24 protein-coding genes are annotated in these 18,229 nt (G+C 41.1%); 22 read left to right on the top strand and 2 right to left on the bottom strand.

The window, feature by feature from the left end; genetic code table 11:
- The 15 genes from OCK74_RS13495 to OCK74_RS13430 all read left to right on the top strand — a co-directional run.
- Nucleotides 1–728 (top strand): IS256 family transposase (locus OCK74_RS13495; RefSeq protein ID WP_279297574.1); only part of this gene is annotated, 728 nt, incomplete at its 5' end.
- Between the two features lie 123 nt (nt 729–851).
- Nucleotides 852–1,028: a tyrosine-type recombinase/integrase gene (locus OCK74_RS27970; RefSeq protein ID WP_423803159.1), complete on the top strand. Its 177-nt coding sequence runs from the start codon at nt 852–854 to the stop codon at nt 1,026–1,028.
- 144 nt (nt 1,029–1,172) lie between these two features.
- Nucleotides 1,173–1,706 (top strand): hypothetical protein, encoded by a 534-nt coding sequence (locus tag OCK74_RS13490; RefSeq protein ID WP_279297573.1) that lies wholly within the window; start codon nt 1,173–1,175, stop codon nt 1,704–1,706.
- Between the two features lie 256 nt (nt 1,707–1,962).
- Nucleotides 1,963–2,289: a GYD domain-containing protein gene (locus OCK74_RS13485; protein ID WP_279297572.1), complete on the top strand. Its 327-nt coding sequence runs from the start codon at nt 1,963–1,965 to the stop codon at nt 2,287–2,289.
- A 216-nt stretch (nt 2,290–2,505) separates the two neighbouring features.
- On the top strand, nt 2,506–3,015 hold the full coding sequence (locus OCK74_RS13480) for a GYD domain-containing protein (RefSeq protein ID WP_279297571.1): 510 nt from the start codon (nt 2,506–2,508) through the stop codon (nt 3,013–3,015).
- Between the two features lie 262 nt (nt 3,016–3,277).
- The gene (locus OCK74_RS13475; RefSeq protein WP_279297570.1) at nt 3,278–3,622 is read left to right on the top strand and encodes a hypothetical protein; all 345 of its coding nucleotides are present in this window, start codon (nt 3,278–3,280) and stop codon (nt 3,620–3,622) included.
- Nucleotides 3,623–3,893: 271 nt separating this feature from the next.
- Nucleotides 3,894–4,643 (top strand): hypothetical protein, encoded by a 750-nt coding sequence (locus OCK74_RS13470; RefSeq protein ID WP_279297569.1) that lies wholly within the window; start codon nt 3,894–3,896, stop codon nt 4,641–4,643.
- A gap of 174 nt (nt 4,644–4,817) precedes the next feature.
- Nucleotides 4,818–5,597 (top strand): hypothetical protein, encoded by a 780-nt coding sequence (locus OCK74_RS13465; RefSeq protein ID WP_279297568.1) that lies wholly within the window; start codon nt 4,818–4,820, stop codon nt 5,595–5,597.
- Nucleotides 5,598–5,765: 168 nt separating this feature from the next.
- Nucleotides 5,766–6,437 carry a hypothetical protein gene (locus tag OCK74_RS13460; RefSeq protein WP_279297567.1) on the top strand — a complete coding sequence of 224 codons (672 nt, stop codon included), beginning with the start codon at nt 5,766–5,768 and terminating at the stop codon, nt 6,435–6,437.
- A gap of 166 nt (nt 6,438–6,603) precedes the next feature.
- On the top strand, nt 6,604–7,224 hold the full coding sequence (locus OCK74_RS13455) for a hypothetical protein (RefSeq protein ID WP_279297566.1): 621 nt from the start codon (nt 6,604–6,606) through the stop codon (nt 7,222–7,224).
- Nucleotides 7,225–7,367: 143 nt separating this feature from the next.
- A complete protein-coding gene (locus OCK74_RS13450) occupies nt 7,368–8,177 on the top strand; it encodes a hypothetical protein (protein WP_279297565.1) in 810 nt (269 codons plus the stop codon).
- 128 nt (nt 8,178–8,305) lie between these two features.
- On the top strand, nt 8,306–8,593 hold the full coding sequence (locus tag OCK74_RS13445) for a hypothetical protein (protein ID WP_279297564.1): 288 nt from the start codon (nt 8,306–8,308) through the stop codon (nt 8,591–8,593).
- A gap of 89 nt (nt 8,594–8,682) precedes the next feature.
- Nucleotides 8,683–9,255 (top strand): DUF2911 domain-containing protein, encoded by a 573-nt coding sequence (locus OCK74_RS13440; RefSeq protein ID WP_279297563.1) that lies wholly within the window; start codon nt 8,683–8,685, stop codon nt 9,253–9,255.
- Nucleotides 9,256–9,853: 598 nt separating this feature from the next.
- Nucleotides 9,854–10,552: a DUF5020 family protein gene (locus tag OCK74_RS13435; RefSeq protein WP_279297562.1), complete on the top strand. Its 699-nt coding sequence runs from the start codon at nt 9,854–9,856 to the stop codon at nt 10,550–10,552.
- Nucleotides 10,553–10,580: 28 nt separating this feature from the next.
- Nucleotides 10,581–11,951, top strand: a complete 1,371-nt coding sequence (locus tag OCK74_RS13430; protein ID WP_279297561.1) for an NCS2 family permease — start codon at nt 10,581–10,583, stop codon at nt 11,949–11,951.
- Between the two features lie 65 nt (nt 11,952–12,016).
- Here the strand turns inward: OCK74_RS13430 and OCK74_RS13425 are convergent, their stop codons facing one another.
- The gene (locus OCK74_RS13425; protein WP_279297560.1) at nt 12,017–12,502 is read right to left on the bottom strand and encodes a DUF2165 domain-containing protein; all 486 of its coding nucleotides are present in this window, start codon (nt 12,500–12,502) and stop codon (nt 12,017–12,019) included.
- 103 nt (nt 12,503–12,605) lie between these two features.
- Here OCK74_RS13425 and OCK74_RS13420 point away from each other — a divergent pair, with 103 nt between their 5' ends.
- Together OCK74_RS13420 and OCK74_RS13415 are read left to right on the top strand one after the other, a co-directional pair.
- Nucleotides 12,606–13,079: an SRPBCC family protein gene (locus tag OCK74_RS13420; RefSeq protein WP_279297559.1), complete on the top strand. Its 474-nt coding sequence runs from the start codon at nt 12,606–12,608 to the stop codon at nt 13,077–13,079.
- A gap of 34 nt (nt 13,080–13,113) precedes the next feature.
- Nucleotides 13,114–13,659, top strand: a complete 546-nt coding sequence (locus OCK74_RS13415) for a DUF4256 domain-containing protein (protein WP_279297558.1) — start codon at nt 13,114–13,116, stop codon at nt 13,657–13,659.
- 35 nt (nt 13,660–13,694) lie between these two features.
- On the opposite strand, the gene OCK74_RS13410 is transcribed toward OCK74_RS13415, so the two are convergent.
- Nucleotides 13,695–14,843, bottom strand: a complete 1,149-nt coding sequence (locus OCK74_RS13410) for an FAD-dependent oxidoreductase (protein ID WP_279297557.1) — start codon at nt 14,841–14,843, stop codon at nt 13,695–13,697.
- Nucleotides 14,844–14,944: 101 nt separating this feature from the next.
- Between OCK74_RS13410 and OCK74_RS13405 the strand changes: the two genes are divergently transcribed.
- The 5 genes from OCK74_RS13405 (at nt 14,945) to OCK74_RS13385 (ending at nt 18,224) form a co-directional block, all read left to right on the top strand.
- Nucleotides 14,945–15,391, top strand: a complete 447-nt coding sequence (locus OCK74_RS13405; protein ID WP_279297556.1) for a hypothetical protein — start codon at nt 14,945–14,947, stop codon at nt 15,389–15,391.
- A complete protein-coding gene (locus tag OCK74_RS13400) occupies nt 15,388–15,732 on the top strand; it encodes an amidase family protein (protein ID WP_279297555.1) in 345 nt (114 codons plus the stop codon). Before OCK74_RS13405 ends, OCK74_RS13400 begins: the two co-directional genes overlap by 4 nt.
- On the top strand, nt 15,672–16,157 hold the full coding sequence (locus tag OCK74_RS13395; RefSeq protein ID WP_279297554.1) for an amidase family protein: 486 nt from the start codon (nt 15,672–15,674) through the stop codon (nt 16,155–16,157). The genes OCK74_RS13400 and OCK74_RS13395 overlap by 61 nt, the downstream gene beginning before the upstream one ends.
- 327 nt (nt 16,158–16,484) lie before the next feature.
- Nucleotides 16,485–17,063, top strand: coding sequence for an RNA polymerase sigma factor (locus OCK74_RS13390; RefSeq protein ID WP_279297553.1), 579 nt, complete (start codon nt 16,485–16,487; stop codon nt 17,061–17,063).
- A 96-nt stretch (nt 17,064–17,159) separates the two neighbouring features.
- Entirely contained in the window at nt 17,160–18,224 is a 1,065-nt protein-coding gene (locus OCK74_RS13385) for a FecR family protein (protein WP_279297552.1), read from the top strand.
- Nucleotides 18,225–18,229: the final 5 nt, after the last annotated feature.

The following is an 18,229-nucleotide window of genomic DNA, read 5'->3' as shown; positions in this document are numbered from 1 at the left end:
TATATTATGTGGTATGGATGGATGGCATCATGCTCAAGATCAAACACTCAGGCCACTACCAAAACAAATGCATTTATCTGGTCATCGGACTGAAGCCCGATGGCCTCAAAGAGGTGCTGGGCATGTGGACTTCAGAATCGGAATCCGCTGCCTTCTGGCTCTCTGTGCTCACAGACCTGAAGGCAAGAGGGGTAGCAGATATCCTGATTGCCTGCACCGATAACTTAAAGGGGTTTACAGAAGCCATCCAAGGGGTATTTCCCGCCACCATCACCCAGTTGTGTATTGTCCACCAGATTCGTAATTCTTGTAAGTATGTAGTATGGAAGGATCGCAGGGAGTTTTGTTCGGATTTAAAACAGGTCTATGCCGCCCCGAACTGTAAGGCGGCCGAAGAGGCCTTATTGGGCTTTGAACTCAAATGGGGCAAAAAGTACAAACATGCCGTTGGGTCCTGGCAAAACAACTGGCAGCACTTAACAGCGTTCTTCGATTTCCCCCTGGAGATTAGAAGGATCATCTACACCACCAACGCCATAGAAAATCTGAACAGAGGCATCAGAAAGTACATTAAAACCAAAGTACAGTTCCCCGATGATCCCGCAGCAGAAAAAGCTGTCTACCTGGCCATCATGAACATAGAAAAAAAATGGAGCCAGCCCTTGGCAAACTGGGGGCTCATACTCCATCAATTTGTCACCATCTTTGAAAACAGATGTAAACTCTAATACAGTTACTAATGACTATTTACACAAAATATTTTAGGGTCTCGGTTGAAAACACGACATGTCTTTACAAGGTGCGGAGTGTTTTGTATTTTAAGTGCATGCCACTAACTGTTTGAAGGCAAGGTGCACGCATTGAGGCACAGCTTTGTGACTCATTTACTAGACAAGGGGACGGCTGTGACCATGATCATGAAACTTCTGCGCCATAATGATATTAAGACCACTTTGCTGTATTTGCATGTTACCAACCGGGATATGTTGCAAGTGATGAGTCCACGGGACAACTTGAAATTAGAGTAGTGAAAGTTGTATTGGCGAAAGTTTTTTGGGAGGGGGAAACTTTCGTTTTTGGGATTAAGTGTTTCAGAATGAATGGCGTTTTAAAATTGTTTTGAGAATGGAGGGGTTAAAACTTTCGCATATTTTTGAGTTATACACCACCTTATGACAGATACTGCCTTACAAACTGAATGGAAAAAGTTCGCTGATGCTATTGGCGGCAGTATCAGCCAAGCTAAGGAAAGCTACTTCAATCCTGACAATACCTACTGCATAAAAACTGATAAAGAGGAAATTAGTCTTATTTGGGCTGACAAACCAGCAAAAGGCAGAGGAACACATGTGAACTTACAGTCCGTTTTTCGTTTTAGGCTAAAGCCTGGGTCAACTGCTTATTTAAAAATCTACCCTAAAGATTTATTGACTGGCTTGTTTTCCACCTGGAACAAAAACAGGCGCAGGACAGAAGATCCTGAGCTTGATAAGGCATACATCTTCATTGCCAACGAGCAAGAAACCCTGAGTGCAGTTGTATACAAGCTCCAACAATTTCACCAACAGAATAAGTACAGGAGCTTTGTCATTGAAACAGAAAATGATTCTCGGACTTTACTCATTCAGGTTAATGAGTTGCTTATTCAAAAAGAAGACTTGTTCTTCTTCTATGAGTTCGGAAAGAGTTTGGTAGAAGTGCTGTAAAGCGGTGTATAACAGCAGTATTTGTAAAATGGCTGCTCCTGAACTATCTTTCCGCTATAAATCTAAAATCAATGGCATAGGTAGAGTGAAGCGGCAGTAACCCAGACTTCAGCCCCTTTACAAATACCTGAAACCGTTATGCGTCATGCTTTGACGACAGCGTAGCTTGAAAGAATAAATAACAAATTTGCCTTTGACAAATAAAACGGGGAAGCCGAAAACCGAAAAGAGTAGGCAATATTAAAAGTTAAACACAATGGCTCTTTATTTAACACGCTTCAGTTATACACCTGAAACATGGGCTAGATTATCAAAGAACCCGGAAGACCGCAGAAAAGCCGCACAAAAGTATATTGAATCTGTTGGCGGTAAGCTTCATGGCTTCTGGTATGCTTTCGGCTCATACGATGGTTATAACCTTTGGGAAGCACCTGACAACGTTTCAATGGCAGCAGTTGCAATCGCAATTAGCGGAGGTGGTGCTTTGTCGAAATTTGAGACAACCGTGCTACTAACCGTAGAAGAAACTTTAGATGCGCTTGGCCGTGTCCAAGCAATCGGCTATCACCAGCCCGGTGCATAGTCCGGCATTTGTTTATTTTTATGGAATTCTTATTAGCAATAAGATTTTTTGCCTGTTGTTGGTATAAAACTACTGCAGTTATGGTACTGCTATACCAACAGTGCAAATGTACTAAGACCTCTAGTCAGATTTTTGTATCTAAACAAGATGTGTGAAAATTTCTTAAACATGCCCATCAACAATAGGCTAATTTAGTATAAATGAAAGGAGGTCTTTATGATCCACAAATTACGAATCTTATCGAATCGAATGTGGCAGCCATTTGTTTTGTTTATTCTCATTGCCGCTGCAGCATGTCAGCAAGGAAAGCCGCAACCTCAGGGAAAAGCAACCAAACAATTACAGTCTCAGGAAACGAGTCCCGAACAACAACACAGTACGAAGCAGGCCTCAACAATGACTTTCTATATGACGCGTTTCAACTACACACCGGAAACTTGGGCTAGAATGATGAAGAATCCAGAAGACCGTCGTGTGGCAGCACGCCAATACATCGAGTCTGTTGGTGGGAAGCTTCATGGCTTCTGGTACGCATTTGGTGAGTATGATGGCTACTGCCTCTGGGAAGCACCGAATAATGTTTCGATGGCCGCCGTTGGAATTGCGATCAGCGCTGGGGGTGCTTTATCAAAATTCGAAACTACTGTATTGCTTACAGTCGATGAGACCTTAGATGCCCTGCGCCGTGCACAGACTATTGGCTACCGCCCGCCTGGAGCGAAGTAAACATTTAATAAAGTACTATATTACACAACTCATCTTCCGGCAGGCGTAGCACGAACGCACAACAAGAGTATTGCCGCAAGTGGGGCTGGACATTGGAGCAATCGGCTACAAATCGCTATCAGCAACAGTTTCGACTTAACGTTATTAATTTAGTTCTTCACTTCAACTTTTAAAACAAAACCAAGCTGCAGTTCCGGGCTTGACACTATTAAATATCCCACTTGCGGCAATACCTGAACGTAAAGCGCAACCAAAAACAACCATGAAAGACGAAGAGTATAAGAGGTTAATTAATGAAAGAGATGTTCTTGACCGCACGACTTTAAATGTGACGTTAAAGGAAGTTGTTTCAAGACATGAGCTTGAGTTGGCAAGTGAGATTCAGCGGATTCTCAAAAACAATAAAATACAAAAGCCTGACCTTCATTTAAAACCTTACGATACGACTACAAATTATTACAAGGTCGACCTCACTTCTGACCACATTGAAAAAATTATAGACATTTTCTTTGAACTGGAATCCAGTCATATAGGTGAAAATGGAGAGACAACACCTACAGCCTCTTTCTATGCTTCACTTGTAGATAAGTGGAACGAACTGACATAAATATTAAAAAACTATTATGCAGCGCTTTACAAAAGCTTTTCAACAATGGCAGCTTTATACCTGAGACCAGCATTAGAATTTCTATAAGCTCCATATCTTTATCCAGATAGGCAGTAACACAGACTTCTGCCACTGACGGAAACACTTTTGAACCGTTAGCCGCTATTTGAGAATCAAGCACTATACATTAGAGGATTAGCCCTAAACATTATCTTCTTTCGAAGCATTATTTTTGCACCCTTTTGTAATCATCATCTAAAATCACTTTTTAATGGAGCAGCAAATAGCGAAAATGCAGAAAGATTTGATACGGCTTAAATGGTATGCAGGTGTATTGACTTTATTATTTATGATCACAGGTTTGTTTGCTTTTACCAATTCTGGTGAAACCCGCTTCAAAGAAATTACGGCAGAACGTATCAATATCGTAGAAGGCAATGGCCAACTGCGGATGGTTATCTCCAACAAAGAACGTTCACCCGAAGTGCTGGCTTATGGCAAAGCTTTGACGCCACCCATTCCTGGCGGCAACAGGCCCGGGTTGATCTTTTTCAATGATGAAGGCACAGAAAACGGAGGATTGGTGTTCATGGGTGGCAAAGACAGCAGCGGAAAGTACCAAGCCACCGGACATCTTTCTTTTGATCAGTATAACCAAAATCAGGTGCTTTACCTGACATATGCCGACAGCAATGGCGATCAAAACACCGGTTTGCATATTGATGACTGGCAAACCTCGCCGGCATTTTGGGATTGGCGGGCTGAGTATAAGAAAGCGCAGCAACTGCCGGCTGGAGCCGCAAAAGAAGCATTGCTGAAGAAACTCATGGAACCAAAAGCTGGTCATAAGGCATTTGCCCAACGTGTGTTTGTGGGTAAGGACGATAGCAAGACCGCAATGGTAATGCTTGCCGACCGCATGGGAAAGCCCAGATTACAACTACTCGTTGATTCCGCAGGAACTGCTAAACTGAACTTCTTGGATGAGCGGGGAAACATTACCTATAGTTTACCCAAATAGATCGTTACTCAGTTGTAAACGAATAAGCGGCTAACATAGCAGCTTTGACAAAACAGGGTTTCAGCACTATCTTTAAACGGCAAACAACTATTCAGCAGCAATGCATAAGTTCAGGAATAGTATCCCAGACTTCCCTGCCTTCTCAAAGCTGCGAGAACCGTTAGCCACAATTCTATGAGAGCTTTTATCTATACCATTCTGACTTGCATATTTATACTTTCTGCGATTTTGACTGAGGCTCAAAAACCTAAGCCTGCTGACTTTTACTTCAACATCAAAAACTTTGATTTAAGTAAACTCTGGAAGAGTGATAGTATTACAATTGAAGGTGATGGTGATAAGATACCTTTTCCTGAACCACTTGGCTTTATTGGCGAAGAATTTCATCGTTTCTATATTCATTACACTTCCGTAACAAAGAGCAAAGACACCCCTTACTTGTATTATATCACAGGTAAGACCAGAGTAAAAAATAACATCTGCAATTTTACAGGCGAGATACTTGTTCAAAAGGCTGTGACGTATAAAGAGCCTGTTATTCCCGAATACAAGCAGTACAAAAGCGGCTCTGTTACCTGTCTTGTTACTTTTTATGAGGACAGCACACAAAGTTCAAGCGGCATAATAAAAGGAAAGCTAACGTCTGACTTTTACCTTGATAAGAAGGGCAGGCTGCATTATGATGCTCTGATGTTTGGCTCAGATGGATTTTCAAACAATGGTAGTGAAGCAACATGGACAAGCTATAAAACAGGAAAAAGCAAAAAGTGCAACTGGGGTGACTTTAGGATTCCTGGAAGTGAAAAGCTGGATATTGGAGTTGGTGAATTTAGTGTAGCTGGTGAGTATGTTCGAAATGGTTGGGAGACCTACAGAAAAGCATGGAGCGGCGACCCTGATGCACCAGAGACAACAAAGGCAAAAGAGGCAGAATTAAGAAAGTGGTGGCAATAAGAAAGAACTGTGGCTAACATGGGCTTCAAAAAAGTCGGGCTGAAGTGCTATCTTTCATCTTCAAATCATTATTCAACTTAGGTGCTAAAGTGAGGCTATACATTTCCAAATGCCCGCCCTTCTTAAAGACCTTTGGACGTTAGCGGAAATTTAAAGAGACAAACCAAAATGGTAAATGCTTGGGACAAAATTTTAGTTGATGACTTTGAGGACGGCTATCGAATGGCCGACGCAACCTATTCCCAATCATTAAAACATTATGACCTTAGAGCTAGAGCCATCTCTTCTTTCCTTTTGCGCAACTACGAAACTGCTTTGTCGGACTTTTTGAGGCTTAAACAAGACGAACAGGCATCCAATATGCCAAGCGACGGCACTTACCTCGATATAGGTCTTTGCTACTATGCCATTGGCGATATAATGAGTGCAATTGAGCATTTTGTGTTTCCGGTTGCGAACAGAAAGTTGATAAAATATACAAGTGACATTACAGTTCCTGCAAGCATTCTCTTTTATGTTGGGTTGCGAACACAAAGGCAAGACCTTCAAAAAGTAGCAACTAAAGAGCTAAAGCGATTCATGCAGGTCGTTCCCCAATTTATATTAGGGAGGGCTGCTGAGGACGACTTGGATAAATTGTACAAAGAGCAAACGCATCCTGTTTTGCAAAACCGAAAACAATGCAAAACAGAGTTCTATAAGGCAGTAAAAGCATTACAGACAAGTGATTCTGACAAATACCAGGAGCATTTAAAGCGTTGTGTTGCTTTAAAGGGCAACTATTTGGAATTTGAATATTATATGGCAAGGGTTGAACTCGACAAACTTAACAGCCGCTAACAATGGTTTGCCAATATACCGGCTGAAGAGCAATCACTCGGCATTTGTTCTTTATTCAACTTTATATAACTTTCCATGCAGACGGAACGCGAATGTCGGTACACCAGCAAGCCCTAATCGTTGTAGGCTATTTTTTGTACCTATTTTCTACATGTAAAGTGACTTGATGAAAACTTTTATTTTGACGTTGCTTTTTGGATTCGTACTGATTTCTTGCGAACACAAGCGAGATGTAAAAACACTTAGAAAACTTTTCAATGAAACCAATTACGACACTGCTGTAATTCAAAGCACACCCTTGTATGATAGCTTGAAAAACATTATTATTTCATACATTGACACCATATTCAAGTTTAGAAACAGCAGGCATTTTGTTTATCATGGAGACACAGGAAAAGAAACACAGGAAGATGCAGACTTCTATAATTTTTATTATAACTATGGTGAAGCCACCTCTCTTAGCTATGGAACGGGACCAAATGACCAAAAATTGATTGACGAGGTAAGTGTTGAAAACATGCCTACTTTTATTTATCCTTCAGTTGACAGAATATTCAAACAACTTGGTAAGGACAAAATACTCGGTTTTACCTTATGGAAGGACAGCACAATAGAAATAACAGTAAAAAGTTTTTATAGAGAGAAAGAAAATGCTGATGTGGGCCATATTTTAGTTTGGAAAAGAATTTATGCCACGAATATTGACCCTGATTTCTTTTACCGTGACACTTTGATTGCGCCAAAATGGACTTATCAAATTTGGGTAGACGATCATCAAGGCTTTTAAAACATCCTACAACATAAATATTGCTGCAGCGGAGGCTAATAGCTATATTGTAGCTGCAAACAATAATTAAACAATAGAATAAGGTTGAAGCTGTTGGAATGCTAATGCCTGCACTGACAGCAATACCTTAACCGTTATACGTTATGTTAGATCCAAAGGTTGAGAACATATTTGAATTTTATAGAATCATAGAGTCATACAAGGGTTCCGAAAGTGAAGCCTTATTTCTTCTTTTACATTCCAACCTATTCTTTAAGTCAATTCTGATTAAGAACTTCCACGATTTAAACACTATTGTAAGTGAACATAATAGTTCTGCTATTTACAACTTAATTTGGAGAAATAAAGATTCAAGATTTAGGTCAAGTATTCAACAAAAAATTGCAAGGTTGATGTTTAATTATCTTTCTGCAGTCTTTGGTTACGTAGATTTCGCAAGAGTTCACAATAATTCTTATCTCAAGAAAAATCATCAAGTATTTGACTTCATAAAGGCTAATAATCCTTTCAAAGAACATTTGGCTCACAGGTTCATACAAGATTTAAGAAATTTTGCTATTCATAATAAGCCAATACCAATTGGTTCAGAATTAGTAATGAAAATTGAATGGGATACACCTCGAAGAAATATATACGTGGAAAAAAGCAACTTGCTTAAATGGTCTAGTTGGTCTGTATTAGCATCTAAGTTCATTGAAAAACAAGACGAAAAGATTTACTTGTTTGATATCCTGAAGGCACACTTTGAAGAATTTATTAAATACCAAGTGAAAATATTTCGGCTGCTGTTAAAGGTTTCACCGTCCAAGACTGCCGAATTTAAAAAGGATATTGAAACAATCTACGCCCAAGCCAATTTAATTAATAAAACAGGCGCATTGCCATTTAATTCTGCTTTTGTACGTTATATAAATTATCAGATTGTAAAGTCACAAACTGAGCGCATAACATAGACTTCCGAAAAGTTGGGCTAAAGTGCTAAACTCAACAACAATTTTCTATTTTACACGTGTGCAAGGGCAAATCTGAAGGGTCCGGAATGCCCAGCCTTCGGAAAGCCTTTGAACGTTATAGCACATTCATGGAAGAATCTCTATTTAAACCACTAAAAGATTATTTGACTAAGGTGCCTGCAGTCAGATACCTTATTTGGACAGGTGTAAATGATGAAGGATTCTGGTGGGTGAAATTCCAAATTGATATAGGACACCTTTACTGTAGCATCTATGCCGGAGGTTGGAACGCAGGCGCTTTTTCCGGCGCAACCGCTTTGTTTTGGGGCGTAGCTGTACACTTCTTGCACGTATTTATTTTTTCGCGGGGACGGCTCCGGTCTTTTGAATATCATTTCATTGTTACATTAGCATAAAGTGTAACGACGCTTACCCGTAGGGGTATGCCGCTTGACTTACGACCGCTTACGGAAACGCCGGTCAATAATCTTTAAAACAGCGTTTTATGCAAAAAAATATATGGATTATCCTTGCCGTAAGTTTTTTGTTTGCCTGTACCAACAACGGTGCGGGTAAGAAGGATACGGAGCAAAAAAAAGAAGTACCGCCTGCTGCTGCCGCAGGTCAAAAGAGTATTCCTTCCGAAATCAGCAAACGGGTCGGGAACACTACGATAAAAATAGCGTACACCGCACCGGCCGTACGAGGCCGTGTGATTTGGGGAAAGTTGGTGCCGTACGATAAAATTTGGGTAACGGGTGCCCACAACGCCACTTCTCTGGAAATAGGAGAAGATTTCCGCGTAGGGAATAAAACCATTCCAGCAGGCAAGTACGCCCTTTTCACCATACCCGGAAAAGAACAGTGGACCGTTATCCTCAACAAAAACTGGAACCAGCACCAAGCCGATGATTACAAGGAAAGCGATGATATGGTTCGGCTAAAAGTAGAGCCAAAAATAACCGAGCAAGTCGTGGAACGGTTGAAATTCGAAATCGATCAAACGGGCGAGCGAACGGCCAATGTCATCATGAGCTGGGAAAAGATTCGCGTTCCCTTCTCCATCGAGATACTGTAAGCAGTTACAATACCAAATGACAAACAGAGAAAAGAGATTTCTTCTTTAATTGATAATTATTCGAAAGCAAGAGAAAACGGGGATAAGGTTTTTCGTACAAATATTGAAACTGACAACAGGGGCCTTGAAAAGAGAGAGGGAGTAGGAGAAGAAACTGTTCCCTTTTATATTGTTTTAGAGACAGGCTGTGCACTTGCTACAATAAGGCTGAAAGACAAAAAGCCTTTACAATAAAATCGAACGTTTATGTCGGTTGTATTCATTAACACAAAATTCAGTTAATACCAGCTTCAATTAGGTTTGTAGTAAAACAGGTAGGGATAGAGCCCAATTATTGAAGACAAGAGTGTCTGGAAATGAACGAATATCCTTGTTGGCATGATGTGCATTAATATTATTTTAAGGTAATGTTATAAGATAATATTTGTCATTCAATTACCTTTGCGCACTTGTATGGCCCCCTTGGCCAAATACAGCATTGACTTAGCGTCAAATCACCTTTCCTTTTTCTTCGTACTTCACAAGTTGAGTAGTGCAAGGGAGCGAGCCAACCTTAGCCAATAGTACCCCGCGCGTTTTCACTTTTAATTCGATATACATGAGAAAATCTACATTGCTTTTAATAGCTTCTTTTTTGGCTTTCAGCTCGTTTGCACAAAATGTTCAACTGCATTATGATTTTGGTAAAGGAAGAAAGTACCTGACCAGTACGGTCGAAATGTTTAAGCCCGACAAATTAGGATCCACATTCTTTTTCGTTGACATGGATTATGGCAGCCACGACCTTGATGGCGTGACACTGGGCTATTGGGAAATAGCCAGGAGTTTTAAAATCTTCAAAAACTCAAATTTTGAACCACGGGTGGAATATAACGGTGGCTTTACCCGCTTGAGTAAAGATCTGACCGTTTCCATACCAAGCTCTTATCTCGCCGGGATGCAATATACCTGGAATAATGCCTCTTTTACACGGGTATTTACTATGCAGGCTAACTACAAGTATATTAAGGATAAGAATGATGCGGCCTTTCAGCTGACCGGCGTATGGGGCTTGCATTTTTTCAACAAGAAACTGTCCCTGGTTGGCTTTGCTGATTTCTGGCGTGAGAACAACGTTGTTTGGGACAAGCAGGGCGATCAGCATGAAACGAAATATGTTTTCCTTACAGAACCACAATGTTGGTATAATGCCACCCCACACTTCTCTTTTGGCGGTGAAGTGGAAATAAGTTCGAATTTTGCAGGCAATCAAGGATTTATGGCAAACCCTACTGTAGCGGCAAAGTGGACTTTTTAATTATCAAAACCAATTTAACTCCCGTCCAATGAAGAATTTTTTCAAACTAGCACAGAATAAGACCACTGTAAAAACAGAGATTATTGCAGGTATTACCACCTTTATGACCATGGCCTACATCCTTTTCCTGAATCCGAATATCCTTTCGGCTACAGGAATGGATAAAAACGCCGTGTTTTTTGCAACAGCCATTTCCGCAGGCTTTGTAACTATAGCCATGGGACTAGTGGCCAATTTCCCCATTGCGCTGGCCCCAGGCATGGGATTGAATGCATTATTTGCCACCGTTGCACTGGCCGGTGTAGGCATGCCCTGGCAGGTAGCCTTGGGTGCAGTATTTATTTCCGGAATGATTTTCCTATTGCTGACAGTGACAAAAGTGCGCCAGATACTAGTAGTAGCAGTGCCTAATTCATTAAAAGTGGCTATAACGGTCGGAATAGGCCTTTTTATTACCATAATAGGATTGAAATTATCGGAAATTATGGTAGCCTCCGCCAATGTAATTCCGCCAACGCTCGAAAAATTACAGGCCAACAATGGCAAAGCCGGGTTGATGTTTTTTGAATGGAACATTGGATTAGGCAGCTTTAAAAATCCAAGTATGCTGCTGACCCTGATAGGGCTAGCCATTACGGCAGCATTAATGTCTTTGCGTGTAAAAGGCTCATTGCTGATTGGAATCGTTGCGACAACCCTTATTGGTATCCCGATGGGTGTAACTCAAATAGCAGAGGGCTTTTCTCCTTTTCAGCTTCCTGATTTTTCAAACCTGGCTGTTTTTGCGCTTGACATCAAAGGAGCTTTAAAAATGGGCATCTGGACCGTGGTGTTTACTTTCACCTTTGTTGAACTGTTTGACACATTTGGAACACTGGTAGGCACTGCAAACAAAGCCGGATTGATCGATAAAGACGGGAAATCGCCGAAAATAGGAAAAGCCATGCTGGTTGATGCTTTGGGTGTGTCGTTTGGCGCTTTGATGGGTACCAGTACCGTAACAGCTTATGTTGAAAGTGCCGCAGGTATTGGCGAAGGAGGACGTACAGGTTTAACAGCGGTTACTACCGGGATCTTATTTTTGCTGGCTCTTATTTTGGCTCCTATTGCTACCTTGATACCCAATGCGGCTACGGCTCCGGCGCTGATCATTGTTGGGTTGCTTATGGTTTCTTCTATCAGTGAAATCAACTTCAATGATTTTACCGAAGGTTTGCCGGCTTTCATGTGTATCATCATGATGCCCTTTACTTACAGTATTGCCAATGGAGTTGCTGCAGGCATTATTTTTTATACACTTTTGAAGGTTTTGACAGGGAATTATAAGAGAGTACATTGGATGATGTATGTGTTGTTTGTATTGGTTGCTATTCGTTATGTTTTCCTATCCGAAGGTTAAGGATTTATGCATCATACAAATTAAAAGGGCTGACCCAAAAGGTCAGCCCTTTTAATTTGTGGTATTTATTTATCGTCCTGATTGAGGTACAACAAGAAAAGCAGAAAACAAGCAGTCAGAAAAAAGGCAGTGTTCTGAACGTTCCAGTTCTTTGACTGCCACATCAAAAACCATTCTCCTCCAATGGTGATAAACACCATAAACCACAACAGAACACCCAACGCAAATCCATACATGGCAACAGATTTTGCCTTTTTGAATTCGGTTGCTGTTGTGCGGTACTTACGAATCATGTTTTTGGTTCCAACCAGCAGGCAGGTTGTAATAACAGCTTCCCAGAGAATAATCACAATAAAAAACAAGTGGTGGAAAAACACGTTGTGAACAGATCGCCATCCATTCCTTTCTACAGAAAAAGTGTCTTCCATCTTCGCGACCATGCTAACAAAGGTAAAATTGGAACGGTAGTCGGTGACATTATTCAGACAGACAAGCGCCATGTACAAACCTACTGTACAAGTAAACAGTATTTTTATGAGTCTACTGTTCATTGAGGCTTTTTGTAGGGATCAATACGAAGTAAGGTACTGAATAAAATTGAAAGGTAATTAACATGGGATTTGTACATTCGATGAGGAAATAAACAATAAAGCGATGGAAGCAACAGAAAACAGGGAAATGCGCATTACCAGAACGTTTCATTCTCCCATCGACCTAATGTGGGAAGCCTGGACTAATCCCGAGCACATTGTACACTGGTGGGGACCTAACGGGTTTACCAATACGATTCTCAAAATGGACTTTCAAGAAGGAGGAGAATGGAAATTCACCATGCACGGACCAGATGGAACCAACTATCCTAACCGGAGTATTTTCAAGGAAATTATTCCGCTTCAAAAAATCGTTTTTGAACACTTTAATCCGCATTTCATTGCTACCATTCTTTTTGAGTCTAAAGGCGAAGAAACTCAAGTAGACTGGACTATGCTATTCGATACAGTAGAAATGCATGAGATCATAGTCAAATCACACAAAGCCGACGAGGGACAAAAACAAAACCTTGAAAGACTTCAATTATATCTTTCTAAATTGCGGATGACACATCACAATTCAACAGAGGTCATATAAAAGTATGAGTAAGAATAAAAACAATAACAAGGAGTTGTCTCTAGAACAACGTGAAGAACTACTCAGTGTATTGAAAGCCCGTTTTGAGAAAAACATGAGCCGCCATAAAGGTCTTGAATGGGCTAAAGTACAAGCAAAGCTGGAAGCTCATAGTGATAAACTATGGTCGCTCAACGAAATGGAAAAAACTGGCGGTGAACCGGATGTGGTTGGTTATGATGAAAAGACAGGCGAATATATTTTTTATGATTGTTCAGCGGAAAGTCCTAAAGGCCGCAGAAGTGTTTGTTACGACCGTGAAGCGCTGGAGGCAAGGAAAGAACATAAACCGGGAAATAACGCTATTGATATGGCAGCTGCCATGGGCATTGAGCTGTTAACGGAAGAACAATATCGAGCGTTGCAGCAACTTGGAAATTTCGATACGAAAACATCCAGCTGGGTGCAAACACCTTCTGGTATTAGAAAACTCGGCGGCGCCCTCTTTTGTGATCGTCGCTACGACCAAGTCTGGGTGTATCACAATGGTGCAGAATCTTACTATGCAGCAAGGGCGTTCAGAGGCTCGCTAAGGGTTTAAATTTTCATAGAATTGTGTTTCAATTTATAAGAGTCTTATCGATTCATGAGGCTATTTCTATTGAGATAAAATCTCTCTTTTGCCTGTTGCTGTTCGAGTATCATTTGTGCAACATATTCACCAAGAGCGGGGCCAAATTTAAATCCATGACCAGATCCACCGCCGACGATCCACACATTTGTAGCTCCCGGGTGCCGGTCTATGATTAAATCGCTATCCGGTGTTTGTTCGTATTGGCAAACACGGGCTTCTAATAGTGGTGCATCTGCAAGTGCAGGCATGTAGATACGAAGTTCATCACGTACTATGTTTATCAATGATTGGGTTGGCATCCGGTTGTCGTCTGTTGGATCAAAAGGTTCTCCACGGGTATCATCAGCTACTTTGAAACCCCTATAATCATTGCCCGGTATTCCATAGATAAATCTTTTGCCAAAAACAAGCCATACCGGCATGTGCTCCTCATTGAAGCGCCGGTCTCCTTGTGGCGTGCCAAAAAAATAAACTTCCTGGCGTGTTGGCGTAATCAGACTCCCGATAACATCCGGAAATAGTCTCCCCAGCCAAGGTCCGCATGCAAATACAAAAAGATCAGATTTTATTGTTGTACCCTCTTCTGCTTTTACTTCTTTCATCGTGCCATTTACGATTTGTCCTGGCCTGATGAATGTCTGCTGATAATTGCCGCCTTCCCGCACAAAACTTTCCAGTACTAATGAACAAGAACGTCTTGCCAATAAATAGCCCGCTTCGGGTTCAAAATAAACACTTTGAATTCTTTCAAAATTTAACAAAGGAAATCGTTTAGCTGCATCTGCCGTTGACCAATGTTGGATCTCCAGTCCATGTTTGTGCAATGGGTCTATCGAAAGTTGTGCATGCTGATCATCAACAGAGTGCATCCAAAGGGCACCAGTGCGTTGGTAAATTTTGGTCTGCCATTGTTGCTCTGCCTCTTTCCAAAGAGTAAATGATCTTGCAACCCATTCAATATAGTCCTGGTCACCGGCATAAGCTCCCCGGATTACACGGGTGTCACCTCCAGAACTTGCTCTTGAATTTCCGGGGCCCCAGGCATCGAGTAGCGTAACTTTTACGCCGCTTCTTAAAAGGTGGAGTGCTATCCAGCCACCGAAAGCGCCGGCACCTATAACAGTTACTTTGGGATTACTCAATGAATTCATTTTTCATTCGTTTAATGAGCTCTGCATATGTTTGGACCGGCTAAGAAGTGGTAGCTTAGCTGAAGTTTAGGGCATTTCCTTGTGTCAAAAATACCTCTTAAATGAAAAAAAATAAATTCCTATCAGACTTAGATTTTTTGATTGGTGAATGGGAAACGGAGGTATATAATACTTCATTTTTGCCTGACCAATCAATGAAGTTGAAAGGCACAGTCTTGTTTGAATGGTTTGAAGAGCAGACGTTTCTTATCATGCGTTCCAGCGTTGAAGGTGATGGACCGCCTAAGTCGGTGGCTATTATTAGCCAGGATGACACTACTAAGCAATATCAAATGTTATATTATGACGAAAGAGTAGTTTCAAGAATATATAATATGAGTTTAGAAAAAGATACTTTGGGATTATGGAGAGATGCGCCAAAATTCTTTCAACGTTTTGAGGGTAAGTTAAGTGCTGACCGTAAGACAATAAAAGGTTCCTGGTTTAATTCAACTGATGGAAAAGAATGGCAACATGATTTTAATATTGATTACCAAAAAATATCATGAAAGCTATAGATACTCAGACTATTTCTACGATAAGTGAACTGATCCGTTCTCAACAATTATCGCCTGTTGCTATTGTAAAAGCTTGTCTTGCTCAAATTGAAGCATTAAACCCACGGTTAAATGCTTTCATCACCATCTTGGAAGAAGATGCACTGAATGCGGCAAATGAGGCTGAAAAGGAAATTAAGAAGGGGAATTGGAGAGGTGCATTGCATGGTATACCTGTGGCTGTGAAAGATTTACAGACATCACCACGCGCAGTGCCGATGATGCCCAAATTATGCTCGAAGTACTTATGGGTAATCAAAAAAAGAATGGAGGTACTCCTATCAATGATTTAAAGATAGGCGTAGTTCAAAACTTTAGTGGTAATGATGAAATAAGAAGGGCATTTTTAAAAATGACGGAAAAAATAAAATCCCAAGGTTATCAAATGATTGATGTGCAAATTCCTTTCGATAAAGCGAGATTTGATTTGAAAGATCTGCAGAAAGACCGTGAAGCTGCCAATGAATTATTGTTCAATCATGCTGATTTGCTTTTACTACCAACATTGAACGACCATGTTCCAACAATTCAAGAAGCTCAACAAAAAGGTCCGCAAGCGATTAGTCCTGCCAATACTTTCTTTTGTAATTATTTTGGGTTGCCGGCTATAAGCCTTCCTTATGGAAAAGATTCCAATGGTTTGCCATTAGCATTCCAGGTTGCAGGAAAACCAATGAAAGACTGGGAAGTGCTTAACGTTGCCCAATCAATTATATGAACCAGGATGTAGCACGAACGCACAGCTCTTGTAAGAATTCGTACACCCTATAAAAGCATCTACGGCCAGGGTTATGGTGAGGCCGGTAGTGTCGCACCTCAGCATATTTACCTGTCAAAATTACAGTTCTTAGGGCGTTTTTATTACCCTCCAAAAAATGCTTTAGAAGGAAAAAGTTTCCATGTAAGTGGTTAATCCACGGGCTGCGGGCATTGATGTTGAGCGAATTAAAAAAGGTTGTGGGCTTAATATTAAAGTAACAAATGAGGTCCCTCCTTATTTCTGCCATTTTGTTACTTTTGGGCCCGAACCAGTTTTGATTTCAAATTGACAGACCCACTTTTATACGACGAAACTACATTGCTTGTATTGGTTGCCAAGGGTGATGAGACCGCCTTCCGTCAGCTCTTTAAACATTGGCAGCCTTTCCTTTCCACCCATATTTTCCGTATTACTGAATCACGTGAGCTTACCGAAGAAATTGTGCAAGATGTTTTTTTGAAAATCTGGATGAGTCGTGAAAGTCTTTCAGAAATAGAGAATTTCAAGGCTTATCTGATCGTGGTTTCCCGCAACCATGCAATAAACGCATTGCGTAAGGTGGCTAAGGAGTCCAGGCAGTGGAAATACTGGGTTAGGGAATATACAGAGACAGAAAAGGCAGCTGATCCCAGCATAATTTATTATTCCATGATTGATGAAGCTATTGACCGGTTGCCCAGCCGACAGAAGGAGGTGTACCTGTTGCACCGTCACGAACGGCTTACCTACCACCAGATTGCCGAACAATTGGGCATATCAAAGGAAACGGTTAAAACACACCTGGAGCTTGCCGTTGCCGCCATCTCTAAATGCGTGAAGCAGCGCGTAATACTGGTTTTGCTCTCCTTCTTTTTTATTCGTTAAAAAAAAATGACGATCATTCCCCCTTTTTTGCCGAGCCCTGTGTCTTATATATTGAATCCGTTATGAAGTTTATAATTGGATAAACAAATCAATACTATGGTTCCTTCCCGGTTAGAAGAACTATTCAAGCGATATTACAACAAAACGGCTTCGGAAGAAGAAAGAGCTGAGTTGATGCAATGGATCAATGAATCCAAGGACAACGAGGACTTAGCAAAACTTGTTCAGCAAAGCGGTAATAGTTTAGACAGTTTTGAAGATATCCTCACTTCCCAAAAGGCTGAGGCCATGGTGCAATCCATCCTCGATCGAACGAGAGTGGAAACACCGGTGCGAAAAATAGGTTGGAGGAGCTATGCCGCCGCCGCTTGTATCATTTTCGCTCTTATTGGCGCCTGGAAATGGTGGCTTGTTGGAAGGAATAATCAACAGGATATTGTATATCAGCAGCAATTGGTTACACAAAATGGTTCACGTTCAGAGTTGGTGTTGCCTGATGGTTCAAAGGTTTGGCTCAACGCAGGTAGTACCTTGGATTATCCCAAACGGTTTGATGGTAAGACAAGGGATGTTCAGCTACAGGGCGAAGCTTATTTTGAAGTGGCGAAAGATAGGGAGAAACCTTTCTTTGTTCACACCAAAGCATTTAAAATAAAAGTGTTGGGTACTGGCTTCAATGTAAGGGCTTATCCCGACGAAGACAGTGCTGTAGCTGCACTGGTGCACGGTTCTGTGGAAGTGATCGTTGGAGAAAAGGAAAAAAGGAGCATCCTCTTACGTCCCAATGAAAAACTTACTCTTCCTATGATTGGAGAGAAGGGTGACGGAGCTCAAAACTTAAATGATCAACAAGCTGTTTCTGCTCTGTTGCCAGTAAAAGGAAAAATGACCCTTGTGCAGGACACTGTGCAGTTGGAAACGGCTTGGGTAAGCAACAAACTGGCATTTAAAAAAATGCCTTTGGGAAATATAGCCTTGTTGTTGGAGAAATGGTATGGAGAAGAGATCAGGTTTAAAAATGATGATAAGAGAAACCTTGTTTTTAGCGGAGTATATCAAAAGGAAGAGGATTTAGAAGAGGTATTGTATTCGCTTGAACTTGCATCCGGCGACAATTTTCAATATAAAAAAGACAGTAGTGGCGTCATCTGGATAGAATAACAATC

The sequence above is a fragment of the Paraflavisolibacter caeni genome (genome assembly GCF_025628885.1).
Taxonomy (GTDB): Bacteria; Bacteroidota; Bacteroidia; order Chitinophagales; family Chitinophagaceae; genus Flavisolibacter; species Flavisolibacter caeni.
Note: the sequence above shows the minus strand (reverse complement) of the source record. Positions and strands in the feature narration are given on the sequence as shown.